Origin of the sequence: Clostridium sp. NSJ-49 (assembly GCF_014287725.1) — a bacterium.
In the GTDB taxonomy this organism is placed as follows: Bacteria; Bacillota; Clostridia; order Clostridiales; family Clostridiaceae; genus Clostridium; species Clostridium disporicum_B.
This window is the reverse complement of record NZ_JACOOP010000001.1, coordinates 79074-105584: the sequence shown is the minus strand read 5'-3', so window position 1 is coordinate 105584 and position 26511 is coordinate 79074. Positions and strand designations below refer to the sequence as shown.

The 26511-nt window shown below is 29.8% G+C and carries 26 protein-coding genes; 1 reads left to right on the top strand and 25 read right to left on the bottom strand.

Annotation, left to right across the window (positions count from 1 at the left end):
* Nucleotides 1-11: 11 nt before the first annotated feature.
* The 14 genes from H8S10_RS00520 to H8S10_RS00455 form a co-directional block, all read right to left on the bottom strand.
* Nucleotides 12-971: a patatin-like phospholipase family protein gene (locus H8S10_RS00520; RefSeq protein WP_055263332.1), complete on the bottom strand. Its 960-nt coding sequence runs from the start codon at nucleotides 969-971 to the stop codon at nucleotides 12-14.
* A 142-nt stretch (nucleotides 972-1113) separates the two neighbouring features.
* On the bottom strand, nucleotides 1114-2163 hold the full coding sequence (gene ispG, locus H8S10_RS00515) for a flavodoxin-dependent (E)-4-hydroxy-3-methylbut-2-enyl-diphosphate synthase (protein WP_055263330.1): 1050 nt from the start codon (nucleotides 2161-2163) through the stop codon (nucleotides 1114-1116).
* 11 nt (nucleotides 2164-2174) lie between these two features.
* A complete protein-coding gene (locus H8S10_RS00510) occupies nucleotides 2175-3194 on the bottom strand; it encodes a M50 family metallopeptidase (RefSeq protein ID WP_186837572.1) in 1020 nt (339 codons plus the stop codon).
* A gap of 11 nt (nucleotides 3195-3205) precedes the next feature.
* On the bottom strand, nucleotides 3206-4366 hold the full coding sequence (locus H8S10_RS00505) for a 1-deoxy-D-xylulose-5-phosphate reductoisomerase (RefSeq protein ID WP_055263326.1): 1161 nt from the start codon (nucleotides 4364-4366) through the stop codon (nucleotides 3206-3208).
* Between the two features lie 211 nt (nucleotides 4367-4577).
* Nucleotides 4578-5372, bottom strand: coding sequence for a phosphatidate cytidylyltransferase (locus tag H8S10_RS00500; RefSeq protein WP_186837571.1), 795 nt, complete (start codon nucleotides 5370-5372; stop codon nucleotides 4578-4580).
* Between the two features lie 16 nt (nucleotides 5373-5388).
* On the bottom strand, nucleotides 5389-6144 hold the full coding sequence (locus tag H8S10_RS00495; protein WP_055263322.1) for an isoprenyl transferase: 756 nt from the start codon (nucleotides 6142-6144) through the stop codon (nucleotides 5389-5391).
* Nucleotides 6145-6219: 75 nt separating this feature from the next.
* Nucleotides 6220-6777 (bottom strand): ribosome recycling factor, encoded by a 558-nt coding sequence (frr, locus tag H8S10_RS00490; protein ID WP_055263320.1) that lies wholly within the window; start codon nucleotides 6775-6777, stop codon nucleotides 6220-6222.
* Between the two features lie 14 nt (nucleotides 6778-6791).
* The gene (pyrH, locus tag H8S10_RS00485; RefSeq protein ID WP_055263318.1) at nucleotides 6792-7502 is read right to left on the bottom strand and encodes a UMP kinase; all 711 of its coding nucleotides are present in this window, start codon (nucleotides 7500-7502) and stop codon (nucleotides 6792-6794) included.
* Nucleotides 7503-7572: 70 nt separating this feature from the next.
* The gene (gene tsf / locus H8S10_RS00480; protein ID WP_186837570.1) at nucleotides 7573-8484 is read right to left on the bottom strand and encodes a translation elongation factor Ts; all 912 of its coding nucleotides are present in this window, start codon (nucleotides 8482-8484) and stop codon (nucleotides 7573-7575) included.
* Nucleotides 8485-8568: 84 nt separating this feature from the next.
* Nucleotides 8569-9270 (bottom strand): 30S ribosomal protein S2, encoded by a 702-nt coding sequence (gene rpsB / locus H8S10_RS00475; RefSeq protein ID WP_055263315.1) that lies wholly within the window; start codon nucleotides 9268-9270, stop codon nucleotides 8569-8571.
* Nucleotides 9271-9532: 262 nt separating this feature from the next.
* The gene (gene codY / locus H8S10_RS00470) at nucleotides 9533-10309 is read right to left on the bottom strand and encodes a GTP-sensing pleiotropic transcriptional regulator CodY (protein ID WP_055263313.1); all 777 of its coding nucleotides are present in this window, start codon (nucleotides 10307-10309) and stop codon (nucleotides 9533-9535) included.
* A 143-nt stretch (nucleotides 10310-10452) separates the two neighbouring features.
* Nucleotides 10453-12537, bottom strand: a complete 2085-nt coding sequence (gene topA / locus H8S10_RS00465; RefSeq protein ID WP_186837569.1) for a type I DNA topoisomerase — start codon at nucleotides 12535-12537, stop codon at nucleotides 10453-10455.
* Nucleotides 12538-12589: 52 nt separating this feature from the next.
* Nucleotides 12590-13645: a DNA-processing protein DprA gene (gene dprA, locus H8S10_RS00460; protein WP_186837568.1), complete on the bottom strand. Its 1056-nt coding sequence runs from the start codon at nucleotides 13643-13645 to the stop codon at nucleotides 12590-12592.
* A gap of 22 nt (nucleotides 13646-13667) precedes the next feature.
* Nucleotides 13668-15194: a YifB family Mg chelatase-like AAA ATPase gene (locus H8S10_RS00455; protein ID WP_186837567.1), complete on the bottom strand. Its 1527-nt coding sequence runs from the start codon at nucleotides 15192-15194 to the stop codon at nucleotides 13668-13670.
* Nucleotides 15195-15304: 110 nt separating this feature from the next.
* Between H8S10_RS00455 and H8S10_RS00450 the strand changes: the two genes are divergently transcribed.
* On the top strand, nucleotides 15305-15676 hold the full coding sequence (locus tag H8S10_RS00450; RefSeq protein ID WP_055263305.1) for a YraN family protein: 372 nt from the start codon (nucleotides 15305-15307) through the stop codon (nucleotides 15674-15676).
* Here the strand turns inward: H8S10_RS00450 and H8S10_RS00445 are convergent.
* The 11 genes from H8S10_RS00445 to smc form a co-directional block, all read right to left on the bottom strand.
* Nucleotides 15673-16491, bottom strand: coding sequence for a ribonuclease HII (locus H8S10_RS00445; RefSeq protein WP_186837566.1), 819 nt, complete (start codon nucleotides 16489-16491; stop codon nucleotides 15673-15675). The genes H8S10_RS00450 and H8S10_RS00445 overlap by 4 nt on opposite strands.
* A gap of 1 nt (nucleotide 16492) precedes the next feature.
* Complete coding sequence (ylqF, locus tag H8S10_RS00440) at nucleotides 16493-17365, bottom strand: ribosome biogenesis GTPase YlqF (protein WP_055263301.1); 873 nt, start codon at nucleotides 17363-17365, stop codon at nucleotides 16493-16495.
* Between the two features lie 147 nt (nucleotides 17366-17512).
* Nucleotides 17513-17863 (bottom strand): 50S ribosomal protein L19, encoded by a 351-nt coding sequence (gene rplS, locus H8S10_RS00435; protein WP_055263299.1) that lies wholly within the window; start codon nucleotides 17861-17863, stop codon nucleotides 17513-17515.
* A 113-nt stretch (nucleotides 17864-17976) separates the two neighbouring features.
* Nucleotides 17977-18690, bottom strand: a complete 714-nt coding sequence (gene trmD, locus H8S10_RS00430; RefSeq protein WP_055263297.1) for a tRNA (guanosine(37)-N1)-methyltransferase TrmD — start codon at nucleotides 18688-18690, stop codon at nucleotides 17977-17979.
* A complete protein-coding gene (gene rimM, locus H8S10_RS00425) occupies nucleotides 18680-19177 on the bottom strand; it encodes a ribosome maturation factor RimM (RefSeq protein ID WP_055263295.1) in 498 nt (165 codons plus the stop codon). The genes trmD and rimM overlap by 11 nt, the downstream gene beginning before the upstream one ends.
* A 102-nt stretch (nucleotides 19178-19279) precedes the next feature.
* Nucleotides 19280-19519, bottom strand: coding sequence for a KH domain-containing protein (locus H8S10_RS00420; protein WP_032118141.1), 240 nt, complete (start codon nucleotides 19517-19519; stop codon nucleotides 19280-19282).
* 44 nt (nucleotides 19520-19563) lie between these two features.
* Complete coding sequence (gene rpsP / locus H8S10_RS00415; RefSeq protein ID WP_032118140.1) at nucleotides 19564-19809, bottom strand: 30S ribosomal protein S16; 246 nt, start codon at nucleotides 19807-19809, stop codon at nucleotides 19564-19566.
* Between the two features lie 41 nt (nucleotides 19810-19850).
* Nucleotides 19851-21200 carry a signal recognition particle protein gene (gene ffh / locus H8S10_RS00410; protein WP_186837565.1) on the bottom strand — a complete coding sequence of 450 codons (1350 nt, stop codon included), beginning with the start codon at nucleotides 21198-21200 and terminating at the stop codon, nucleotides 19851-19853.
* Between the two features lie 20 nt (nucleotides 21201-21220).
* Nucleotides 21221-21550 (bottom strand): putative DNA-binding protein, encoded by a 330-nt coding sequence (locus H8S10_RS00405; protein ID WP_055263291.1) that lies wholly within the window; start codon nucleotides 21548-21550, stop codon nucleotides 21221-21223.
* Between the two features lie 246 nt (nucleotides 21551-21796).
* On the bottom strand, nucleotides 21797-22705 hold the full coding sequence (gene ftsY, locus H8S10_RS00400) for a signal recognition particle-docking protein FtsY (RefSeq protein WP_055263289.1): 909 nt from the start codon (nucleotides 22703-22705) through the stop codon (nucleotides 21797-21799).
* Between the two features lie 10 nt (nucleotides 22706-22715).
* Nucleotides 22716-26273, bottom strand: coding sequence for a chromosome segregation protein SMC (gene smc / locus H8S10_RS00395; RefSeq protein WP_186837564.1), 3558 nt, complete (start codon nucleotides 26271-26273; stop codon nucleotides 22716-22718).
* Nucleotides 26274-26511 lie beyond the last annotated feature (238 nt).

Here is a 26511-nt window from a genome sequence, read left to right as displayed (position 1 = left end):
AACTATATGCACTATAAATTAAATAGTTTAAATCTATTTAATAAATTATTATTATTTTCATTATTCCTTTTTATTAATTCTTCAATATTTCTTCCCTTTATCAATGCTATAACTATAGGAGACAATGCTACTAATCCATCTCTATACCCTAGTTCAACCCTATCATTTAATGTAGATTGATTTAGGTTTATAGTTCCCATTCCTTGAATAGTTTCTAAGTGAGCTGAAGGATATATTTCTATTATATTGTTATCTTTAAAATACTTTTTATCAATTTTATCTTTATGTGACAAATAAATTACTATTATAAGGTCACACTTGTGATTAATTACTGGTTTTATTGGAACATTATCAGCATTTTTATTTGGATACTTAGGATTATTAATTCCTCCATCTGCATATTTATATCCTTTAAACTGTATTGGTTTAAATATAAAAGGAATTGCACAAGATGCTAATGTTATGTCTATTACTTCATCTTCTGAATAATCATTTAATCTAAAATATTCAGGATGCCCTAAGTTAATATTATAAGCACAAGCATATATAGTTCTATTACACTTCTTTATTTCATTCATATTTATATATTCTTCTATAAACTGTTTCACTCCAGATTGTGATAATAAGCCTATGTCTCCCTGTCTAGCTAGATGAGTCTCAATTGTAGCTTTCTCACCAGTATATATTCTTTTAACTGCATCAGATATATTTTTATTTCGTATACTATCTTCATTTAAAATAAATCTTGAATAACTAACATTTGCCCAACTTGATTCTAAAACATTGCTATCATCCATAGAAAACATTAAACCATTAACCGTTCCTATAGATGTTCCAGATATAACAGATATATTTTTAACTATATCTAAATCCCACATAGCCTTAAAAACACCTGCTTCATATGCACCTTTTGCCCCTCCCCCAGATAAAACTAGACCTATGTTTATATCATCTATTTTCTTAGTAATCATATTCAAGTATCACCTCTCACAATTTTATAATAAATAATATTACTTCATAGTACATATATTAACTAACATTTATTAATTCTTAACTTTAAATTCTAAATTAAACAGAGGATACATCTCAATTTTAAAATGTATCCTCCGTTTATTAAAGTTTCTCTATTTCTTTCATTAACTCTTCAATTAAGTCTTCTTCCTTAACTTTCTTAATTATTTCTCCCTTTTTGAAAATTAATCCTTCACCATTTCCTCCAGCAATACCTATATCAGCTTCTCTTGCTTCCCCTGGGCCATTAACAACACAACCCATTACTGCAACCTTTATATTTTTATCACAATTCTCAAGTCTCTTTTCAACTTCTTCTGCAATTTTTATAAGATTGATTTGAGTTCTTCCACAGGTAGGGCAAGATACAAATGTCATACCTTGCTTTCTTAAGCCTAAAGCTATAAGCATTTCTTTTGCAACTTTTATTTCTTCTATAGGATCGCTTGTTAATGACACTCTAATTGTATCACCAATACCTTCAGCTAATAATGTTCCTATCCCTAAAGTTGACTTTATAGTACCACGGAATACAGTTCCTGATTCAGTAACACCTAAATGAAGTGGATAATCACATTCTTTGCTCATTAATCTATATGCTTCTATCATCATAGGAACATCGGAAGACTTTATAGATATTACTATATCAAAAAAGTTCAATTCTTCTAATATTTTTACATGTCTTAAAGCAGATTCAACTAAACCTTTTGCTGTTGGTCTACCATCTCTTTCTAGTATATCTTTTTCTAAAGAACCTGAATTAACACCAATTCTTATCGGAATATTCTTTTCTTTAGCCGCTTCAGTAACTATTTTAACTCTTTCAACATTTCCAATATTACCTGGATTTAATCTTATTGCAGAAACGCCATTTTCTATAGATTTAAGCGCTAATCTATAATCAAAATGTATATCTGCAACTACAGGCATAGGAGAATTTTCACAAATCTCCTTTAAACTTTCTGCAGCTTTCATATCAGGTACTGCACATCTTATTATTTCACAACCTGCTACATGTAATGCTCTTATTTGATTTAAAGTAGCTTCTACATCTCTTGTATCTGTATTAGTCATAGATTGAATACTTACTGGTGCATCTCCACCAACATAAACATTTCCGACTTTAACTTTTCTTGTAATTCTTCTTTCCATTTATTCATCTCCTAAAGTTTAACTGGGAAAATTATATCCTTCAATGTTACTATTATCATAAATCCTATTAATATCATAAACCCAACATAATTTACAGCTCCTACTATCTTATCTGGGACTTTTCTCCTTGTTATTAATTCTATAAGCAAAATTACTGTCCATCCACCATCTAATGCTGGGAATGGCAATAAATTAAACACTGCTAAATTTATACTTATAAATGCTAAGAAATATGCAAGTGTATATAGCCCATTTTTAGCTGCTTGCCCTGAAATTTTTATTATTGTTACTGGCCCACCAACGTCTGTCTTAAAGTTTAACTTACCTGTTACTAGTAATTTTAAACTTTTATACGTTTGCCCAACCAAAGATATTGTTTCATTAAATGTTGCTTTAATTGCCTGCCCTATTGTAGGATTTTCTACAGCAGAATAATAAAATCCTATTTGGTATATTTGACTACCATTCTCTTCTACCAACCTAGGTGTAATAGATAAATCTACTTTTTCTCCATTTCTATCAACTAATAAATTTACATTATCACCTTTAGATAATTGAATCTCTATAGAAACATCACTAGGCGTGAATACTCTTGATCCATTAATCTTTAAAATAGTATCTCCTGCCTGTAAGCCTGATTCTAAAGCTGGAGAATTCTCTACTACCTTACTTACTGTTTGTGTACTAAATCCTCTATTGAAGAAAAATACTGTAAAAATTACTAAAGCAAAAAGTATATTCATAATTGCTCCAGCAAGAATAACTGAAATTCTTCTTAATGGTGATTTACTTGAGAAGCTTCTTTCATCATCTACTACTTCTTCTTCACCTAACATCTTAACATAACCACCAATAGGAAATAGTCTTAATGAATATTGTGTTTCTTTTCCCTTATGAGAAAAAATCTCTGGTCCCATTCCAATTGAAAACTCTTCTACTTTTATGCCATTTACCTTAGCCATTATGAAATGTCCTAATTCATGAACTATTATAAGCAAACTAAAACCAAGTATCGCTGCTATTATATACACTTATTTTCCTCCTAACACCATTTATTTCTAATGTATTTTCTTACTCTGCAATCTAAATCTATTATATTGTCTAAAGTTAATTCATTATTTTTTTCATCTTTAAAGTGTTCTAATGATTCCTCAATTATTTCAGCTATTTGTAAGAATTTAATTTTTTCTTCTAATAATAATGCTACAGCCTCTTCATTTGCACCATTTAAAATAGTTGTAGCAAGACCACCTTCTTTTCCTGCTTTATATGCAAGTTCTAAACATTTAAAAGTATGTAAATCAGGCTTTTCAAATGTTAATGTAGCAATTTCATAAAAACTTATAGGTTTTGCAATTCTCTCGATTCTTTCTGGATAATTTAATGCATATTGAATTGGTAATCTCATATCTGGTGAACCTAATTGAGCTATAATACTAGCATCTTTATATTCTACCATAGAATGTATTATACTTTGAGGATGTACTACTACCTCAATATTATCGTAATCACAGTCAAATAAGAAATGTGCCTCAATAACTTCTAATCCCTTATTCATCAAAGTAGCAGAATCTATTGATATCTTCTTCCCCATATTCCATTTAGGGTGTTTTAAAGCTTCATGTACAGTAACATTTTTAAGTTCCTCTATTTTTTTACCTCTAAAAGGTCCACCTGAAGCTGTTAAAATTATTTTATTTATATCTTTTGAAGTATACCCACTTAAAGACTGAAATATAGCACTATGCTCAGAATCCACTGGAAGTATTTTCACTCCCATTTCTCTTGCTTTGTCCATTACAAGTTCCCCTGCTACAACTAAAGTCTCTTTATTAGCAAGAGCTATATCTTTTCCTGCTTCTATAGCTGCCATAGTAGGTCTTAAACCAATCATACCAACTACCGATGTAACTACTGTATCAATTTCATCTAATGAAGCTATTTCTATTAATCCTTCTATACCTTCTAAAACCTTTATGTCAAGATCATTACTACTACAATAATTTTGTATTTCTTTAGCACAATCTTTATCCATCATAGCCACATATTTAGGTGAAAATTCTTTTATAATTTCAATTACCTTCTTAACAGAAGAATTTGCTGTAATCCCTATAAGATTTATTTTATTAGTTGAATTTCTAATAACATCTAGTGTCTGCGTTCCTATGGAGCCTGTAGCTCCTAAAATAGAAATGTTTTTCATTTTTACCTCCTACGTTTTTAATTTATATGTTTTACTAAACAATATAAATTATGTAATTCCTTATTGATATTTTATATTATTCCTTTCAGAAAAACAATTAATGTTACCTTCTTTTAATTATATATTTAAATTTGTAAATACATTACTTATTTTTTAATATAAAGAATACTAAAATAGGAGCCATTAAAAATAGCTCCTATTTTAGCATTATTTATATTTTAACAATAAAAGTTAAATAATAAAATACTACCATTCCATTAAATAAAATAGAGTCAAATCTGTCCAATATACCACCATGTCCTGGAATTATATTACCATAATCTTTAATACCAACAGCTCTTTTAACTGAAGATGCTACTAAATCTCCAAACTGTCCCATAATTCCGCATAAAGCTCCAATTAAAAAGTAATGAATTAAATCTACTCCAGGTACATATTTACCAATTATCATCCCAAAAATTCCACATCCTATAACACTTCCTAGAAATCCGCCTAAAGCACCTGCTATAGTTTTTTTGGGACTAACTTTTGGACATAACTTTTTCTTGCCTAGATATTTTCCACTATAATATGCTAAAGTATCACAAATCCAAGATCCAATAAATACTAGCCATATTAAGTATTGTCCTCTTACCTTATTATTGATAATAGGTAAAAAACTAAATAATATTCCTACATAAATAAATCCCAAAATAGTTACAGCTACATCCATAAATGAATACTTTAAGTCTATAACTGGAATTATTAAAGCTATTACAGTTATAAAAATAAGAATATATAACATATTTTCAAAATTATTATTGATTAAATAATATATAGCTAATAGAATATATCCTATTATTGGTAATGTCTTTATCTCTTTGCTTTTAAGCGCATTGTAAAACTCGTATAATCCAACTGCTGAAATTACTATTGTAAATAACTTTAATGGCATTCCCCCCAAAAATACAAATATTAATAGGGGAGCAAGTATTAGCGCTCCTAAATATCTACTATTTGATTTCATATATCCACCTCAATTATTATACTCCACCAAATCTTCTATCTCTATTTTGATAATCATAAATAGCCTTTTGTAAATCGGATTCACTAAAATCAGGCCAATTTACATTAGAATACCAAAATTCTGAATAAGCACATTGCCATAACAAGAAGTTACTTATTCTTTGCTCTCCTGAAGGTCTTATGATTAAATCTGGATCTGGCGAATTTTTTGTGTATAGATAATTATTAAATAAATCTTCGTCTATATTTTCTTTATTTATCTTTCCAGATTCTATATCAGAAGCTATATTTTTTACAGCTCTAACTATTTCATCTCTACCACCGTAATTAAAAGCAACATTTAAAACTATTCCTTTATTATCTTTTGTTAATTCTATTGCTTCATAAATTTTATTCTTAACTTGATCTGGTAAAGCATCAACATCACCTAAAATTCTTAAAACAACTCCATTTTGATGCAAAGCTTCAACTTCATTAGTTAAATATTGCACTAACAATTTCATTAATGCTTCTACTTCATCTTTTGGTCTTTTCCAATTTTCTGTAGAAAATGCATACAAAGTCATATATTCTACACCTAATCTATCAGCTTCTTTAAGGATTTTTCTTATAGTTTCTACACCAGCTTTGTGTCCCATCGATCTTGGAAGTTTTCTTTTCTTAGCCCATCTTCCATTTCCATCCATAATTATAGCTATATGTTTAGGAATTTTATTAAAATCAAGTTGAATTTCTTCATTAATTTCTTTATCCTTTTTAAATAGCTTAAGCATATTTAACTCTCCTCCATCATCACAAAGCAACCTTTGAAAAATATATTATGGAAAAAACCTGCTAAATAGCAGGTTTTAAATTGACATAATCTCTTTTTCCTTAGCTACTATTATTCCGTCTATTTCTTTAACGAATAAATCAGTCTTCTTTTGAACTCCATCTTCTGCCTTTTTAACTTCATCATCAGATATGTGTCCATCTTTCTTTAATGCTTTAATCTTTTCATTAGCATCTCTTCTTATAGATCTTATAGCTATTTTAGCATCTTCTCCTACAGCCTTAACATTTTTAACAAGTCTTTTTCTTGTTTCTTCTGTTAATTCTGGAACTAATAATCTTATTACTGATCCATCATTTGAAGGATTTATTCCTAAATCAGATTTTAATATAGCTTTTTCTATCTCCTTTAATAAAGGCTTCTCCCATGGAGTAATAACTAACATTCTTGGTTCTGGAGCAGAAATATTTGCTACTTGAGATAATTGACATTGGCTTCCATAGTAGTCAACGAAAATTCTATCAAGCATTGTTGGGTTTGCTCTCCCCGCTTTCATTGTCGATAAATCTGAAGTTAAAACTGAAACAGTTTTTTTCATCTTAGCTTCTGCAGTATTAATTATGTCTTTAATCATATTTTACCTCCTTATTACTTAGATACTATTGTACCTATCTTTTCACCTTTAATCGCTCTTTTTATATTACCTTCATCACTTATTCCAAATACTAATATTGGGATATTATTGTCCATACATAGAGTTGTTGCAGTTGTATCCATAACTTGTAACCCTTGTTCAATAACTTCCATATATGTAAGTTTATCATATTTTTTTGCATCTGCAAACTTATTTGGATCTTTATCGTATACACCATCAACATTTTTTGCTAATAGAATTACATCTGCTTCTATTTCTGCTGCTCTTAATGCTGCAGCTGTGTCAGTTGAAAAATATGGATTACCTGATCCTGCTCCAAATATTACAACTCTTCCTTTTTCTAAATGTCTCACTGCTCTTCTTCTTATAAAAGGTTCTGCAATTTCTTTCATTTCTATAGCTGTTTGTACTCTAGTTAAAACTCCAATTCCTTCTAAAGCATCTTGAAGTGCTAAAGCATTTATACATGTAGCTAACATTCCCATATGATCAGCGGTAGTTCTGTCCATTCCTTCACCAGTTCTACCTCTCCATATATTTCCTCCACCTACAACTAAACCAACTTCTACGCCCATATCTACTAAAGATTTGACTTCTCTAGCAATTCTTCCAACTGTTTCGAAATCAAATCCAAAACCATTTTCTCCTGATAAAGCTTCACCTGAAACCTTTAACATAACTCTTTTATAAGCACATTTCTCCATGGAAATACCTCCCGCAATCTGTATAATATAATTTCTAAAAAAAGAGAACACAAAAGTGTTCTCCTTGATATTACATACCCATAGTCTTAGCTACTTCTGCTGCGAAGTCTTCTTCAACCTTTTCGATACCTTCTCCTCTTTCGAATCTAGCGTATCTAGTGATAGCTATTGGAGAACCAACTTCTTTAGATTTTTCTTCTAAGAACTTAGCTATTGATTTATCTCCATCTTTAACCCATGCTTGATCTAAAAGACAAACTTCTTTATAGTACTTTTGAATTCTTCCCATAACCATTTTTTCAACGATATTTTCTGGTTTTCCTTCATTTAATGCTTGAACTCTGTAGATTTCTTTTTCTTTTTCTAAAGATTCGTTATCTACTTGTTCTCTGCTTAAGAATAGAGGATTTGCAGCCGCAACTTGCATACAAACTTCTCTAGCAACTTCTTCTAATACAGCGCTATCAGTGTCGCAAGAAACTTCTACCATAACACCAATTCTTCCGCCACCGTGTATGTAGCTAGCTATCGCACCATTTTCTATGTTAAATTTAACGAATCTTCTAACTGTCATGTTTTCACCTAATTTAGCGATTAAAGCTGTTAAAGCTTCTTGAACAGTAGTTTCTCCTTCAAATTTTTCAGCAACTAATTCTTCAACAGTTGTAGCTGAAGTGTTAGCAGCCATTTCTGCAACTTTAGTAGCAAAGCTAACAAATTCATCGTTAGCAGCAACGAAGTCAGTTTCACAGTTAACTTCTACCATACCAGCAGTTTTCTTATCAGCGCTTACGAAAGTCTTAACGATACCTTCAGCAGCAACTCTACCAGCTTTTTTAGCAGCAGCAGCTAATCCCTTTTCTCTTAAAAATTCAACAGCTTTTTCTATGTCACCTTCAGTTGCAACTAAAGCCTTTTTGCAGTCCATCATTCCTGCACCAGTCATTTCTCTTAATTCTTTAACTGATTTAGCAGTTATCATCCTAAATTCCTCCTTAACATTAAATGTAAACCATATTTTAGGCTAAAAGGTAAATGAAGTTTCCCTCACCTACCTTTTAAAATATTATTCAGCTAATTGTTCACCTTGTCTAGCTTCGATAATTCCATCAGCAAGTTTAGCAGTTATTAATTTAACAGCTCTTATTGCATCATCGTTACCTGGAATTACGTAATCTACTTCTTCAGGGTCACAGTTTGTATCAACTATAGCTACAACTGGGATTCCTAATATCTTAGCTTCAGATATAGCGTTCTTTTCTTTTCTTGGGTCTACTACGAACATAGCTCCAATATTGTTAACGTCTAAGTTTCTGATACCACCAAGGTTGTTTTCTAATTTTTCCATTTCACCTTTTAATTTGATAACTTCTTTCTTAGGTAAAACTTCGAAAGTTCCGTCTTCTTCCATTTTTTGTAACTTTTCTAATCTTGCTATTCTAGTCTTTATAGTCTTGAAGTTAGTTAACATACCACCTAACCATCTGTTGTTAACGTAGTGCATGTTTGATCTTATAGCTTCTTCTTGGATAGCTTCTTGAGCTTGTTTCTTAGTTCCTACGAAAAGGATATCTTTTCCTTCTGCAGATACTTCTCTGATGAAGTTATAAGCTTCTTCAACCTTTTTAACTGTTTTTTGAAGATCGATTATATATATTCCATTTCTTTCTGTGAATATATAAGGAGCCATCTTAGGGTTCCATCTTCTAGTTTGGTGTCCAAAGTGAACTCCAGCTTCTAATAATTGTTTCATTGATATAACTGACATTCTGTTACCTCCTGGTTTTTTCCTCCATAGTCTTCATTTTAATAAAGTTTCCTAAAAAGGCACCGACTTTATTTATTGGACTATGTGTGTATTTTGTTACCTAGGATAGTATAACACAAGCTATATATCCTAGCAATAAAAATTTTTCAACTTTTTTATCTTTATAAAATAATTCACTACGTTTATTATTATTACCTAAAACTTTTAAAAATAATTCTAAATAATTTAATAAAAAAAGCTGTGATTTTCACAGCTTTAACAATTATTTCATTTTTTTAAGTTCATGAATTAATTTTTCATTTAATATTTTTATATGAGTTCCCTTCATTCCTAAAGATCTTGACTCAATTACTCCTGCACTTTCAAATTTTCTTAACGCATTAACAATTACACTTCTAGTAATTCCTACTTTGTCAGCGATTTTTGAAGCAACTAATAACCCTTCATTTCCTTCTAACTCATTAAAAATATGTTCAATAGCTTCAAGTTCTGAATAAGATAAAGTTCCAATTGCTAGCTGAACTACAGCCTTCTTTCTTGCTTCTTCTTCTAATTCATCTTGTTTAGCTCTTAATATTTCCATTCCTACTACTGTAGCACTATATTCTGCTAAAACCAAATCTTCATCTGTAAATTCTTCACCAAATCTAGCTAAAAGTAGAGTTCCTAACTTTTCTCTATTTCCAATTATCGGAACAACAGTAGAAACTTTATCTTTCATTGGACATTGTCCTTCACCCTCAAAGACACATAATCCCTTATTTTTGATATTAGCTATAGTTTGTGATGCACTTAATAAGTCATCATTGTATATTCCAGGGAACATTTTATCATTAACTACATACTTTCTCATTATTTCACATTCGAAGTTTTCTAGAAATGTATGTCCCAAAATTTTTCCTTTTCTACTTATTATATAAACATTAGCACATAAAACTTCACTTAAAAGTGCACATATATCTTCAAATGCTACTGGTTCAGTTCCACCCTTTTGTAATATTCTATTTAGCTTTCTCGTTTTATCTAATAATGATGACATAAATATCATTCCCCTCATTTAACCTTTAATATTCAACATTTTCTAACCATTATAATTCTCATAGATATAATCATAGTATCATAAGCAATTAAAGATTTCAACATTTTTTACACTTTTTCGACATAGTTGAAATGAGGGTCTTTTTATTCTGTTTTTTCTTCTAACTTTTTAGTTTCATTGCATTCAGTATTAGAACACTGAGCATATTTACCTTTTGTTTTACTAAACTTTAAGACCATGTATGATCCACATTTATCGCATTTTTCATTTAAAGGCTCATTCCAACTTACAAAGTCACAATTAGGATAATTAGAACATCCAAAGAATTTTTTACCCTTCTTACTCTTTCTAGCCAAAATTTTTCCTCCACATTTCGGACACGGTACATCTAATTCCTCTACTATAGGCTTAGCATTTTTACATTCTGGATAACCAGGACATGCTAAGAAATCTCCGTATCTTCCATGCTTTATAACCATCATTCTTCCACACTTATCACATGGAACATCACTTACTTTATCTTCAATTACTACTTTTGAAACTTCTTTTTCAGCTTTATCAATAGCAACTTTTAATGGTCCAAAGAATTCAGCTACTACTTTAGTCCAAGACTCACTGCCCTCTTCAATATTATCTAATTTATGTTCCATTTCAGCTGTAAAATCTACATCCACAATTTGCTTAAAATAATCTGAAAGTATATTATTGACAATAAACCCTAATTCAGTTGGTATTAAATTCTTCTTTTCTCTTACAATATATTCCCTACTTAAGAGAGTAGATATTGTCGGAACATAAGTACTTGGACGTCCTATTCCTTTCTCTTCTAACAATTTAACAAAAGAAGCTTCTGTATATCTTGCTGGTGGTTGAGTAAAGTGTTGATTTCCATCAACTGAATGAGAATCTAAAATCTCATTTTCCTCTAACGTAGGTAATAAAACATCACTTTCTTCATCTTCAGTAGTGTAATCATACACTTTCATAAACCCATCAAATTTCATCGTTGAACCAGTGGCTCTAAATTTATAATCACCATTAGTTATATCTATACTATTAGTATTTAATTCACAGCCTGCCATTTGACTTGCTACAAATCTTTGCCAAATTAGTGTATATAACTTATATTGTTCTGGAGTTAAATTATCTTTTGCAACTTCTGGTGTAATTTCAACATATGATGGTCTTATAGCTTCATGCGCATCTTGTATATTCTTTTTGCTTTTATAATTTCTTGGAGTAGCTGGTATATATTCATCTCCATAACTATTTGCTATAAAGTCACGTGCCTTTCCTTGAGCTTCTTCTGAAATTCTTACAGAGTCAGTTCTCATATAAGTAATCAAACCAACAGTTCCATATCCTTTAACTTCAACACCTTCATACAGCACCTGCGCTATAGACATCGTTCTTTTTGTTACGAAGTTTAGCTTTCTAGAAGCGTCTTGTTGTAAAGTACTAGTTGTAAATGGCGGTAAAGGATTTTTAGTTTTTTTACCTTTTTTAACAGCTGTAACTTTATATTTATCATTTGATAAGTCTTCAATTATTTTTTCAGCCTCATCTTTAGAATCTATCTCTATCTTTTTATCTTTATATCTTAACAATCTAATAGGAAATTTCTTTTTATCTTTTTTTAATACTACATCTACTGTCCAATATTCCTTTGGTATAAATGCTTTTACTTCCTCTTCTCTATCACAAATAAGTTTTAAAGCTGCTGATTGCACTCTACCAGCACTTAGACCCCACTTAACATTTTTCCATAAAATAGGACTTATTTCATAACCAACTAATCTATCTAACACTCTTCTAGCTTGTTGAGCATCAACTAGATTTTGATCTATCGCTCTCGCTTCTTTTATAGAAGATTTTACTGCTGTTTTAGTTATTTCGTTAAATACTATTCTACAATTCTCTTCTGGAGATATCTTTAAAACATTTGCTAAATGCCATGAAATAGCTTCTCCTTCTCTATCGGGGTCGGTTGCAAGATATATTTTATCTGCTTTTTTAGCACTCTTCTTTAATTTATCTAACAAATCACCTTTTCCTCGTATTGTGATATACTTTGGCGTAAAGTTATCCTCTATATCAACACCTAATTTACTTTTAGGTAAATCTCTTACATGTCCCATTGAAGCTTCAACAATATAATTTTTCCCTAAATACTTTCCTATTGTTTTAGCTTTAGCAGGTGATTCCACTATAACAAGTTTTTGACCCATTTCACAAACTCCTATTTCATTTATTTCAGGAGTTCTTCACCCCCATTTATCATTAATTTATTCTCGCATAATAATTGCCTGGTAAGCAAATTAGTTCATTTCTATTTTGCATTTCAAATAATAACTCAAATAAAGCCACTCTGTCAATATTTACACATTCTATTATTTTATCTAAATGAATCGGTTCGCTACTTATCACATCACTCAAAAGTAATTTTATGGTATTTTTTTCTATATTTTTCCCATCTTTTTTAATCACATTAAGAAAACAATATAAATCATCTAATTCTACAAATACCTTTGCTCCATCTCTTATCAATAAATTACATCCTTTGCTATTGCTATTTAAAACCGGTCCTGGTACAGCCATAACATCTCTTCCATATTGTAATGCGTAATTTACAGTTATTAAAGAACCACTTTTAACTGTTGCTTCTACAACTATTACACCTTTGCTTAAAGCTGTAATAATCCTATTTCTCCTAGGAAAGTTATATGGCATTGGCTTTGTCATAGGTAAAAATTCAGATATCAATAGCCCATTTTTTTCTATTTCTTTGTAAACCATCTTATTTACTTTAGGATATACTATATCTATACCACAGCCTAAAACTCCAATTGTTTTTATTCCTCTATTTAGACACTCTTTATGTGCTATTGTATCAATTCCATAAGCTACACCACTAACAACTCCATAATCTATATTCCTTAGTTCTCCAACTATTTGCCTTGTTACAGCCTCTCCATAAGTTGTATTTTTACGTGATCCAACTATAGCAACCATATTATAATTTAATAAAGATAAGTTTCCTTTATAAAACAACACATAGGGTGGTTCATTAATTTCTTTTAAAGATTCTGGATATTGATCTGAATTTATTGTGACATAACTAATGTTATTTTTATTAATATATTGAAATAATTCAGTTCCCTGACTTAGCGAAGTCGATTTCAATTTTGTATATTCACTACCTTTATAAATATAGCAATTATCTATACTATCAATATTATTATAAATATTTTCTTCGTTATTATACTTTTTAATTAATTCTATTTTAGTTTCGTTAGAAATATTCGCCACTATAAACCATAATTCATACTCTCTCATTTAACTACTTCCCCTTTAAACTTTATATTATTTCACCAAAAGCATTCTTTCTATATTGCAAAGCTTCAATTATATGGTAATCAGCAATCTCATCACTACCTTCTAAATCAGCTATAGTTCTTGCAACTTTAATTATCTTTACATATCCTCTAAGAGTTATATTGTATTTATTATAATATTGTTCTAGTACTTTCTTTCCTTTAGAACTTATGTTACATATTCTAAATACATCTTTACCAACAATCTCTGAATTATAATTATAAATTGTATCCTTTAATCTAAAGCTTTGTCTTTCAGCAGCCTCTAAAACTTTCTGTCGCATCTTGTCAGAATCAATATAGTCTTTTTTGTCAGTAATTTCTTCGTATTTTATTCTAGGAACATAATTAAATAAATCGATTCTATCCATTAATGGCCTAGATATTTTATTTAAATATCGCCTTTTTTCATATTCTGTGCATTCACACAAAGAATTATTTTCATCTTCCATAAATCTTCCACATTTACATGGGTTAAATGCTCCTACAAGAATAAATTTACTTGGCAATGTATAATTTTCTCTTAACCTCGAAATATTTATAATACCTTCTTCTAAAGGCTGTCTCAATACTTCTAGTAACTCATTGCTAAATTCTAGAATCTCATCTAAAAATAAAACTCCATTATGAGCTAAAGTTATTTCTCCAACCTTTATTTCGTTACCTCCACCAATAAGCGCAGTTTTAGTTGTAGTATGATGCGGAGCTCTAAACGGCCTTTCTATAAAATATCCTTTATTCCATAATCCAGAAACACTATATATCTTAGCAATTTCCTTTTGCTCCTCAATAGTTAATGGTGGTAATATTGATGGTAATGCTTTTGCCAGCATACTCTTTCCAGATCCAGGAGAACCAAATAAAAATATATTATGTCTACCTACAGCAACTATTTCCATAGCTCTTTTTGCTGTATATTGCCCTATAATATCTCCAAAATCCAACTTAAATTTTTCTTTTCCTTTATTAATTTGCTTCCTATTCTTATAGGGAAGCAAATCTTCATTTGTTATGAAAGAAACAACTTGCTCTAATGATTTAAATGGATAGAAATTTCCTAGAGTAAAATGTCTCATTTCACTTAAATTATCTAAAGGGAATATGTAATTTTTCTTCTTTTTACTATCACCTTCAAAAATAATAGGGATAGCCCCTTTTATACCTACTAACTCTCCACTTAATGATAACTCACCAAAAACTATGAATTTCTCAAGATCTCTCTTAATAATTTGATTAGACTCCATTAGAATTCCTAATGCTATTGGTAAATCTAATAGTGTCCCATTTTTCCTTACATCAGCTGGAGATAGGTTTATAGTTATTCTTCCTAATGGAAATTCATATCCACTATTAACTATAGCTGCTCTAACCCTTTCTTTTGACTCCCTAACTGATGCATCTGGTAAACCAACTATATTAAATGTTGGTAGCCCTTTCATAATATCCACTTCTACACTTATTAAAACTCCATCAAGTCCACGATGTGTTGCACTTATTATTTTTATTGCCATTTTTATCACCCTTCTAGGATTATTGACATAGAATCTTATCTTAAACACATATGATTTGAATAATTTTCTTTTTGTTTGGATAATATTTTAAAATATATAGGAGTGATATAATGAATAATTATAATAAAAATATAGGGAATTATGGAGAAAATTTAGCTTCCAAATATCTTATAAACCTTAACCATAGAATTTTAGAAATGAATTATAGAAACAGATTAGGTGAAGTAGATATTATTAGTACAATTAATGATATTATAATTTTTACAGAAGTAAAAAGTAGGTACACAAATTCCTATGGATTACCCGTGGAATCTGTTACCTACTATAAACAAAGACAAATAATAAAAGTCTCTTCTTATTACATTTTAATTAATAAACTTAACAAGTATAATATAAGATATGATGTAATTGAAGTACTGTTTAATAAATTTAATCAAGATTTTGCTATTAATCACATCAAAGATGCCTTTAGACTCTATTAATCCTCTAATATATTCTTTAAAAATGACATTCTATGTATTTTACAAGGCCCATATTCTTTAATTCCATCAATATGTTTTGATGTTCCATAACCAACATTTTCTTCAAATGCATAATATGGATATTTAACAGCATACTCTTTCATAAGCTTATCTCTATAAACTTTTGCAACTATTGATGCTGCTGCTATATTAGCTGACTTAGTATCCCCTTTAATCACTGACTTATTTGGGATATCTATCCCCTTAATAGTATATCCATCAGAAAGAACTAAGTCAGGCTTAATTTGCAACGAGTTTGTTGCTTCAAGAAATACCGCATTATTGCATACTCCTATGCCTCTTTTATCTATTTCTTCCGAATCACAACTTGCTATATGATAAGCTAATGCTTTCTCTTTTATTATCTCTGCTAGTTCTTCTCTTTTCTTTTCATTTAATTTTTTAGAATCATTTATCCATAATAATAATTGTTCATCTAAAACATTTAAATCTAATACTACAGCGCAAGAAACTATTGGTCCGGCAAGTGGTCCTCTACCAACCTCATCTACACCAGCAATTATGTTAAAGTCTCCAAAAGATTTATCAAAATCATACATGGCTCTAACTCTTTTTATTTCATCTAAAATTTTATTTTTTTCTTTTAGAAGTTTATTTCCTAATGCATTTACATTTTTTCTTGAATCTTTTAGTAATAAATCGACTATAGAATCAAACTCTGCTTTTTTATAAGAAGAGATTACATCAATGTTTGCTACCTCTTCCTTTATATCTTTAAATTTTAACGCTACTATATCACTATTTAGTAACTTCATACTAGTTTTCTCCTTTAACTAATATATCATCTGGACGTTCTAGTGATATATTTCCTATTACTCCACCTCTAAACTCGTCAAGAAGTATCGTTGCTATTCTATCATAGTTAATTCTTCCACCTGACATTAAGCATCCTCTTTTCCTTGCTATAGCACTTAAAGTATCATATGGATCTTCGCATACTTCTTCTAATTTATATCTAGTCATTAATTCTTTAGCATAATTTTCTTGAAGCCTTTTTACTAAAAGATATGAAAGCTCCTCTGTATCCATAATCTCATCTTTTATTGCTCCTGTGAAAGCAAGATTTAATGCAGTTGTTTCATCTTCAAATTTTGGCCATAAAACTCCTGGCGTATCTAACATTTCAATCCCTAATGGCGTTTTAATCCATTGTTTACTCTTTGTTACCCCTGGCCTATCTCCAGTTTTAGCTATATTATTTTTCGCCATCTTATTTATAAAAGTAGACTTTCCTACATTAGGTATTCCAACTACCATGACTCTAGTCATTATCTTGACTAATCCCTTAGCTCTTAATCTATCATGTTTTTCTTTTAATAGAGCTTCTAATGCAGGTTTAATTTGATTTAATCCTTGACCTTTTAGACAATTGACTTCTATCGCTGTTACATTTTCCTTTGATAATTCCTTTATCCAAGCTTTTGTAACTTTACTTTCTGTTAGATCACTTTTATTTAAAAGAATTACTCTTGGTTTATTTCCACACAATTTATCTATATCTGGGTTTGCTGAACTCCTTGGAATTCTTGCATCTCTTATCTCTATAATCGCATCTACTAACTTTAAATTTTCTTTTATTTCCCTTTGAGTTTTTTTCATATGACCAGGAAACCAATTTATTGTAGCCATATTCTACACCTCTTCCTTAAATATGCATAAATTTAACTGCAATTTACTTTTTTAATACTCCTATCTCTATTCTTGACATATAAAAGTATTTTATTACAAGAAAAAGGGACTTAATACTAAGTCCCTTAATATCTTTATTAACTTAAATTATCTAGTTAATAATTCCTTAACTTTAGCAGCCTTACCTACTCTATCTCTTAAGTAGAATAACTTAGCTCTTCTAACTTTACCTCTTCTAGTGATTTCCATCTTTTCGATGATTGGTGCGTTCATTGGGAAAGTTCTTTCAACTCCAACACCGTAAGCAACTCTTCTAACTGTGAAAGTTTCTCTTAAACCACCGTTTTGCTTTTTGATAACAGTTCCTTCGAATACTTGGATTCTTTCTCTGTTTCCTTCTTTAACTTTTACGTGAACTTTAACGTTGTCTCCAACTCTAAAGTTAGGTAAGTCAGTTCTGATTTGTTCTGCTTCTATAGCTCTTAAAATTTCGTTCATTGTGCATTCCCTCCTAAATGATAAATTGACGTTCTTAACAAATATTTTGACAGAGGACCGCCCGTACTAGCACAAAACATATTCTAACATAAGTATAATTATATTTCAAGCTATTATTTTTTGCTATTTAATAATTTTATATCCTCTTTACTTAGAGTAATTTTTTTAAATAAATCACTTCTTCTCTCCTTAGTTACCAACAAAGATTGAAGTCTTCTCCACTTTCTTATATTTTCATGATGTCCAGATAATAATACATCTGGAACTCGTTCATCTTCAAAAATTTCAGGCCTTGTATACTGAGGATATTCTAATAATCCATCAGAAAAAGATTCATCTTGATGGCTTTCTTCTTTATTTAAAACTCCTGGCACAAGTCTTAAAATTGAATCAATAACTGGAATTGCAGCCATCTCTCCTCCAGTCAAAACAAAATCACCTAAAGAAATTTCCATATCAACTTCCTTAAAAGCTCGTTGATCTATTCCTTCATAATGTCCACATAAAAATATAAGTTCATCTTCTTTTGATAATTCTTCAGCCATTTTCTGATCAAAAGTTTTACCTCTTGGCCCTAAAAATATGACTTTACCTTTATTATTTTTCTTTACCGCCCTTATAGAATCTACTACTGGTTGTGCAGACATAACCATTCCAGCTCCACCACCATAAGGATAATCATCTACTTTTTTATGCTTATTTAAAGTATAATCTCTTATATTAGTTGCTTCAATGCTAATCAAATTTTTCTCTCTTGCTTTTCCTACAATACTATGATTAAAAATATCAAACATCTCAGGAAATAAAGTAAGAATATTAATCTTCATCCATCCATTCTCCTATAGGTCTAATGATAATTCTTCTATCATCTATATTTATCTCTGTCACTATATCTTTTAATGCTGGTATCAAAACTTCTTTTGGCTTTCTAATCCAATATACATCGTTATTCTTTGTTTGAATTATATCATATACTTCACCAATTTCTTTTCCATCTGTATCAAACACAGTACACTCTCTTAAATCTGCTAGAAAGTAACAATCTTCATCTAACTCTACAGCAAATTCTCTTGGAATTTCCATAAATTTATTTTTCAACTTTTCAGCTTCTTCTACTTTATTAACTCCTTCAAGTTTAACAATAACTCTATCTTTTTGATATTTACAACTCTCTATCTTTACTTCTTTATTATCTATTAAAACATAATCTAAATCATCAAATCTACGTTGATCATCAGTTAAAGCCATAACTTTAACTTCACCTTTTAAACCATGAGTATTTACTATTTTTCCTACCTTTAATACTTCGCTCACTATTTTCACTCCTGTTTTACCTATTTTTCTATCTTCATCTATTAGTTATATCAAACTTTTTATAAAATATCAAAGATTAATAAAAAAAGAGTTAGGAAAATCCTAACTCTTTGCATCGATAATTTCAACTGCTACTTTTTTTTCTTCGTTTAATGCTGCGGCTTTTACTACAGTTCGAATAGCTTTAGCTACCCTACCTTGTTTACCGATAACCTTACCCATATCTTCAGGAGCAACCTTCAATTGAAGAATTAATGATTGCTCTCCTTGAACTTCATTTACATGAACTTCATTAGGATTATCAACTAATGACTTAGCGATTACTTCTACTAATTCTTTCATTAGGCTCTGATGTTAAACTAACACCAGACTTCACCTCCTAAAAATTACTTGTTAAGACCAGCTTTATCGAAAAGTCTCTTAACTACGTCTGTAGGTTGAGCACCATTCTTTATCCATTTTGTAGCTTTTTCTTCATCAATCTTGATTTCTGCAGGTTCTGTTATTGGATTGTAGTACCCGATTTCTTCGATGAATCTTCCATCTCTTGGGCTTCTTGAATCAGCAACAACAACTCTGTAGAAAGGAGCTTTTTTAGCACCCATTCTTCTTAATCTGATTTTTACTGCCATGTTTATTTCACCTCCTTTAAAGGATTAAAATTTATCTCAACTTAAAAAGGCAATTTGCCAAACAGTCCTTTTTTAGACCTTTTAGTCAATGATTTCATCTGCTTCATTTGCTTTCTCATCATTTCATGACCTTTTATAAGTTTGTTAACTTCTTGAAGTGATGTTCCTGATCCTTTAGCTATTCTCTTCTTTCTTGAAGAAGAACCAGCTAACAATTTAGGATTTTTTCTTTCCTTTGGAGTCATTGAATATATAATTGCTTTAACTCTCCCTAGTTGTTTCTCACTAGCATCAAAGTCAATATCCTTCATTTCTTTTGGAACACCTGGTATCATCTCCATAATTTTACTTAATGAACCTAATTTTTTCATCTGCTCCATAGCAGTTAAATAGTCATCATAAGTAAAATCATTCTCCATCATCTTTTGGCCAAGTTCCTTAGCCTCTTTTTCATCAATTGCTTCTTGAGCTTTTTCTATTAATGAAAGAACATCTCCCATTCCTAAAATTCTTGAAGCCATTCTATCTGGATGGAATACTTCAAAATCGCTCATTTTTTCACCTACACCAATAAATTTAATTGGTTTAGATGTCATATGTCTTATTGAAAGTGCAGCTCCACCTCTAGTATCTCCGTCTAACTTAGTTAAAATAACACCAGTTAAATCTAAAGAATTATTAAAGTTTTCTGCAACATTTACAGCATCTTGTCCTGTCATAGAGTCAACTACAAGCAAAATCTCTGATGGATTTATAGCTTTTTTTACATCTTCTAGTTCAGTCATTAGAGCCTCATCAATATGAAGTCTACCAGCCGTATCAATAATCACTACATTATTTCCATTTTCTCTTGCGTGCTTTATACCTTCAGTTGCTATTTCTACTGCACTTACTTTATCACCCATTTGAAATACTGGAACATCAATTTGCTTCCCAACAACTTCTAATTGCTTAATCGCTGCTGGTCTATATATATCACAAGCTACCAAAAGTGGTTTCTTGTTGTGATTCTTTCTTAATTGTAGTGCCAGCTTACCACACATTGTAGTTTTACCTGCACCTTGTAGCCCTACTAACATAATTACTGTAGGTCCTACGCTTGCAAATTCTAATTTGCTCTCACTACCACCCATAAGATCAGTAAGTTCATCATTAACTATCTTAATAACTTGCTGAGCAGGTGTCAAGCTTTCTAAAACTTCACTACCAACACATTTTTCACTAACATTCTTAACAAAAGTTTTTACCACTTTAAAATTAACATCAGCTTCTAATAATGCAAGCTTTACTTCCCTCATGGCTTCTTTAATATCTTTTTCAGTTATTTTACCTTTACCTCTAAGCTTCTTAAACGTACTTTGTAGCTTTTCGCCTAATCCTTCAAAAGCCATGTTAACCTCCTAATATGCCTTTATAGCTCTTCTAGAATCTCTTTATACCTATCATAATCTATTTTGTCAATAGAATATTTCATATCAATATCATCTAAAAGTGAAGCTATCTTTTTTTCTCTTTCTAACGACTTTTTTAGCAACATCAATTTACCTTCATAAGTTAGAAATTGTTTATAGCATCTTTTAATAAGGTCATGGATCGCTTGTCGGCTCGTTTGATTTAATTCAGCAATTTCAGCTAAAGATAAATCTTCATTATAATATAAATCCATAATACTATATTGTTTCTCTGTTAATAATGCACCATATAGATCCATTAATAAAGAAATCTCAACCCTATCTTCCATGTAATCACCTTACCCACATATGAGATTTTAACAGAAGTATTTATATGTGTCAAGTATTTTTACTTAACACTTTTTACTAATGTTTTCTCTCATATTTAAAAACGCTAAAATAGCTATTTTACTAGCATTTCATTCACTAATCCAACTAAATTTAATGTTACAAATTTATTTTAAAATTTAATTTTTTATTTTATTTAAACTAAAGCCAGTCTTCACTGACTTTAGTCATTAACTATTAATTCTTAATTAAAATAGTGCTTCTACAAAACTTTCTGCATCGAACTCTTGTAAATCTTCTATTCCTTCACCTACACCAATATATTTTACAGGTATATTTAAAGAATTTTTAATAGAAATTACTACTCCACCTTTTGCAGTTCCATCTAATTTAGTTAATATTATACCATCAACAGGACACACTTCCATAAATTGCTTTGCTTGAATCACAGCATTTTGACCTGTAGTAGCATCTAAAACTAATAAAGTTTCTTTTTTCACCCCTGAATATTCTCTCTCAATAATTCTATTTATTTTTCCAAGCTCATCCATAAGGTTCTTTTTATTGTGAAGTCTTCCTGCTGTATCACAAATTAATAAATCTACATTTCTTGCTTTTGATGCATTAATAGCATCAAAAACTACCGCTGCTGGATCTGATCCCTCTCCATGCTTAACTATATCTACTTTTGCTCTTTCGCTCCACACTACTAATTGATCAATAGCTGCAGCTCTAAAAGTATCTGCCGCTGCTAATAGTACTTTCTTACCTGCTTGCTTATTTTTAGCAGCTAATTTCCCTATTGATGTAGTTTTACCTACTCCATTAACCCCTATAACTAGAACTACTTTTTTTCCTGACTCATCTACTACTTCATCAGTGCCCTTCATCATCTCTGCTATAACTTCTTTTAAAGCAGGTTGTACCATTTCAACATCATTAATCTTTTCTTTTCTTATTTTATCTTTAAGCCTTTCAATTATGTCCATTGTTGTATCCATACCTATATCAGCCATAATTAAAATTTCTTCAAGTTCTTCATATAAATCTTCATCTATTGTTACTGCAAGTTTTAAAGTTTCATTTATCTTGTCCGTTAACGCATTTCTTGTTTTAGTTAATCCTGTTTTTAAGCTATCAAATAATTTTCCAAACATAATCTTCCTCCTAATTCTCTGTTAAGTCTACGGAAACAACTTTAGATATACCCTTTTCCTCCATTGTAACACCATACATAACATCACTTACTTCCATAGTACCTTTTCTATGGGTTATTACTATAAACTGAATATTATCAGAGAACTGTTTTAAAAACTCTGCATATCTAAATACATTAGCATCATCTAAAGCGGCTTCAATTTCATCTAATATACAGAATGGAGTAGGCTTCATCTTTAATATAGCAAACAATAATGCTATTGCAGAAAGTACCTTTTCTCCTCCTGACATAAGATTTATATTTTGAAGTTTTTTCCCTGGTGGCTGTACATTTATGACTATATTAGCATTTAGTTCATCACCCTCACCTAATATAAGCTCTGCCGTTCCACCTTTAAATAACTCTTTGAATGTTTCTCCAAAGTTCTCATTTAATATTTCAAAGTTTTCTCTAAACATTTTTTGCATTTTTATAGTCATTTCACTTATAACATCTAACAGCTCATTCTTTGCTTGTTCTAAATCCAGCTCTTGAGATGACATAAATTCATACTTTTCTAAAACTTCATCATATTCTAAAATTGCAGATAAATTTACAGTACCTATGGCGCTTATCTTACCCTTTAATCTACTTATCTCTTCTTTAACTTTTAAGATATTATCAATTTCTATAGCGATTTCCATAGCCTCTGCTAAAGTTAAATTAATTTCTCCGTTTAACCTACTAAATAGTCCCTCTTCTTCACTATCTAATTTTACCTTTTGAATTGTTCTCTTATTTAGTTCAGCTTCTAAAACTCTTACATCCTCTATTATTTCATTGGCTAAAGTCTCTTTTACTTTTAGTTCTTCTTTATATGAAATCTTTTTAATTTCATCTTCTTTAAAAACTTCCTCTAAAGATCTAATATTATCATTAATTTTTTCAATTATAGCTGTCTTATTTTTTATTCCATCTTCTAAAGCTTTAATATTATCTTGTTTTTCATTAATTTCCCATGAAAGATTTTTTATATTCTGTTCTCTTTCCGCAATATTTGTTTTTTTAGAATATAACTCATTTTTCTTACCTTGAATGCTTTCATCTAAGGTTGCTCTAGAAATTTTCATTTCTGTAGCCTTCTCTTTTAATAAATCTAATTCTCTTTTCTTAATATCATATGATTCTTCAAGAAGCTTTATTTTTTCTTTACTTTCAAAATTCTTTATACCTAATGATTTAAGTTTTTCATTTTTTACTTCTAATTGCTTATTTAAACTATCAATAAATATTGCTTTCTTTTTTAAATCATCATTTGAGTATTCTAGTGATTTTTTAATTTTTTCTCCTTCAATTACAAGGTTTTTTGTTTCTCCATCTAAAATAGTTAAATCAATATTCTTTTGATGAATTTCTTCTCTTCTATCAATTATATCTTCATCAATCTTTTTAATGTCTTCTTTTATCTGTTGTAAAAGTTCACTTTCTTTTTTATACTCACCTTTTAATTTTTCTACCTTAACTTCAATTTCCTCTATTTCTCTTTTTCTTCCTAAAAGATTACCACTCTTCCCTTGGATACTTCCTCCTGTTAAGGCTCCTCCTGGATTTATAACTTCTCCTGTTAAGGTTACAATTTTATAATTATGATTTCCAGCCTTTGAAATAACTAAAGCTGAATCCATATCTTTTGCTATTATTGTTCTACCAAGATTATAATCAACAATATCTTTATAATTCTTGTCTACAATTATCAAATCAGATGCTATCCCTATGTATCCATCAATCTTCTTTAAATTTTCAGGAACATTAAGCCTCTTACCTTTTATTATGTTAAGCGGCAAGAATGTAGCTCTTCCTAAATTTCTTGATTTTAAATATTGAATTAAAACCTTAGCATCTCTATCACTTTTAGTTATTACATTAGAAATAGCTGCACCTAATGCAATCTCAATAGCTATTTCATATTGTTTATCAACATTAAATATTTCACCTAATACTTTTATATCTCCAATATTTTGTACTTTCCCATCTGAGATATGTTCCATTAAATTTTTTACAGTTCTATTATATCCTTCATAATGTTTCTCCAAATTACTCAATGCGGAGTGAGTAGCTTCTAAACCGTTTATGTTTCTTGTAAGAACTTTTATTTGAGTTTCTTTTTGATTTAACTTGTTATGTGTTTTAGATAATTCTCTCTTAAGCTCTATTACGCCTTCTTCAAGAAGTTTTATATCATTTTTTGTCTTTAAAACATTCTCTCTTAACTTTTCAATAGTTGCTATATTAATAGTTAAATTACTCTTAAGATTATTAATAGATAGAATCAAAGCTTCCTTTTGTTCATTTGTGTTTAATATATCTTTTTCTATGGATTTTATATTATTTTTTATTTCAGAGTTTTTAGATAAGAATTCATACTCACTATCTTTTAATCTATTTAATTCTGCTTCTATTTTAGAAATATCTCTATTATTCTCCGAAATATTTCTTTCTACTTCTCTTATTGATAGTTCTTTCTGTCTTCTTTCTTCAAGCTTATCATCTATCTCTTTTTCTAAAAGTTCTTTTTCTTTATTTAAATCATTTAATTTAACTCTTATATCATTTATTTCTTTTTCTTCTTTTGCTATTAGGCTTTTAAAGTTAGATATTCTTTCTTTAAATAAATCTATGTCTTTTGAGTTTTTAGCCATAGATTCTTTTTCGCTATAATATCTTTCCCTCTCTTCTTTATTCTTTCTTTCTATTTCCTCTATAGCCTCTTCTAAAGAAACAATTTCACTCTTATATCTTGATATATTTTCTCTTTTTGAACCTATTTCACGTTCTCTTTCTTCAATTTCTTTTACTAGTATCTCTAAGTCTGCTTTTACTTTATTTAAATGATAAATTATTAAAGAGACCTCTTTAACCTTTAACTCATCTGCTAAAGATTTATATTTTATAGCTTTCTCTTTTTCTTCTTTTAAAGGTCCTAATCTTTCTTCGTAAGTTGATATTATATCTCTTATTCTTACAAGATTATTTTCTGTATTTTCTAATTTTTTTTCAGCTTCTTCTTTTCTAGCCTTATATTTAACAATACCTGCTGCTTCTTCGAATAAAGCTCTTCTTTCTTCAGGTCTTCCACTTAATATAGCATCTATTTTACCTTGCCCTATTAATGAATATCCTTCTTTACCTATACCTGTATCCATAAATAATTCTACTATATCTTTTAATCTACACTTTTGTTTATTTATTAGATACTCTGTCTCTCCAGATCTAAATATTCTTCTAGTTACTATTACCTCATTATATTCAATAGGTAATGAACCATCTGAGTTATCTAAACAAAGTGAAACTTGCGCTAGTCCTACCGGTTTTCTAAATTGAGTACCTGCAAATATAACATCCTCCATTTTTCCACCTCTTAGGCTTTTAACACTTTGTTCACCTAAAACCCATCTAACCGCATCTGATATATTACTTTTTCCACTTCCATTTGGTCCTACTACTGCAGTTATTCCTTTTTTGAAGTTTAGCTCTGTTTTATCTGCAAAGGATTTAAATCCACGTACTTCTAGTGACTTTAAAAACATTGGCACACTCCTTATCTATTTATATAAGTGCTGGTAATAATCCTAATATAAATGCTACCAACATAAATATCGAAATAATATAAACTAACTTTTCTCTAGTCTTCTTTTTCATTATTATCACTCCATTCATTCTTAGTTTATAGCAAAGATATAAAAATTTCAATAAATAGACTTATATCTTTATATAATAAAACTTTAGGAGTTAGGCAAATAAGCTAACTCCCTTATAATGATTGAA

Coding starts and splice junctions, on each gene's coding strand:
- H8S10_RS00520 (WP_055263332.1), bottom strand. CDS start 971: ATGATTACTAAGAAAATAGATGATATAAACATAGGTCTAGTTTTATCT.
- ispG (WP_055263330.1), bottom strand. CDS start 2,163: ATGGAAAGAAGAATTACAAGAAAAGTTAAAGTCGGAAATGTTTATGTT.
- H8S10_RS00505 (WP_055263326.1), bottom strand. CDS start 4,366: ATGAAAAACATTTCTATTTTAGGAGCTACAGGCTCCATAGGAACGCAG.
- H8S10_RS00500 (WP_186837571.1), bottom strand. CDS start 5,372: ATGAAATCAAATAGTAGATATTTAGGAGCGCTAATACTTGCTCCCCTA.
- H8S10_RS00495 (WP_055263322.1), bottom strand. CDS start 6,144: ATGCTTAAGCTATTTAAAAAGGATAAAGAAATTAATGAAGAAATTCAA.
- frr (WP_055263320.1), bottom strand. CDS start 6,777: ATGATTAAAGACATAATTAATACTGCAGAAGCTAAGATGAAAAAAACT.
- pyrH (WP_055263318.1), bottom strand. CDS start 7,502: ATGGAGAAATGTGCTTATAAAAGAGTTATGTTAAAGGTTTCAGGTGAA.
- tsf (WP_186837570.1), bottom strand. CDS start 8,484: ATGATAACTGCTAAATCAGTTAAAGAATTAAGAGAAATGACTGGTGCA.
- rpsB (WP_055263315.1), bottom strand. CDS start 9,270: ATGTCAGTTATATCAATGAAACAATTATTAGAAGCTGGAGTTCACTTT.
- codY (WP_055263313.1), bottom strand. CDS start 10,309: ATGTCATCATTATTAGATAAAACGAGAAAGCTAAATAGAATATTACAA.
- topA (WP_186837569.1), bottom strand. CDS start 12,537: ATGGGTCAAAAACTTGTTATAGTGGAATCACCTGCTAAAGCTAAAACA.
- dprA (WP_186837568.1), bottom strand. CDS start 13,645: ATGAGAGAGTATGAATTATGGTTTATAGTGGCGAATATTTCTAACGAA.
- H8S10_RS00455 (WP_186837567.1), bottom strand. CDS start 15,194: ATGGCAATAAAAATAATAAGTGCAACACATCGTGGACTTGATGGAGTT.
- H8S10_RS00450 (WP_055263305.1), top strand. CDS start 15,305: ATGAATAATTATAATAAAAATATAGGGAATTATGGAGAAAATTTAGCT.
- H8S10_RS00445 (WP_186837566.1), bottom strand. CDS start 16,491: ATGAAGTTACTAAATAGTGATATAGTAGCGTTAAAATTTAAAGATATA.
- ylqF (WP_055263301.1), bottom strand. CDS start 17,365: ATGGCTACAATAAATTGGTTTCCTGGTCATATGAAAAAAACTCAAAGG.
- rplS (WP_055263299.1), bottom strand. CDS start 17,863: ATGAACGAAATTTTAAGAGCTATAGAAGCAGAACAAATCAGAACTGAC.
- trmD (WP_055263297.1), bottom strand. CDS start 18,690: ATGAAGATTAATATTCTTACTTTATTTCCTGAGATGTTTGATATTTTT.
- H8S10_RS00420 (WP_032118141.1), bottom strand. CDS start 19,519: ATGAAAGAATTAGTAGAAGTAATCGCTAAGTCATTAGTTGATAATCCT.
- rpsP (WP_032118140.1), bottom strand. CDS start 19,809: ATGGCAGTAAAAATCAGATTAAGAAGAATGGGTGCTAAAAAAGCTCCT.
- ffh (WP_186837565.1), bottom strand. CDS start 21,200: ATGGCTTTTGAAGGATTAGGCGAAAAGCTACAAAGTACGTTTAAGAAG.
- H8S10_RS00405 (WP_055263291.1), bottom strand. CDS start 21,550: ATGGAAGATAGGGTTGAGATTTCTTTATTAATGGATCTATATGGTGCA.
- ftsY (WP_055263289.1), bottom strand. CDS start 22,705: ATGTTTGGAAAATTATTTGATAGCTTAAAAACAGGATTAACTAAAACA.
- smc (WP_186837564.1), bottom strand. CDS start 26,273: ATGTTTTTAAAGTCACTAGAAGTACGTGGATTTAAATCCTTTGCAGAT.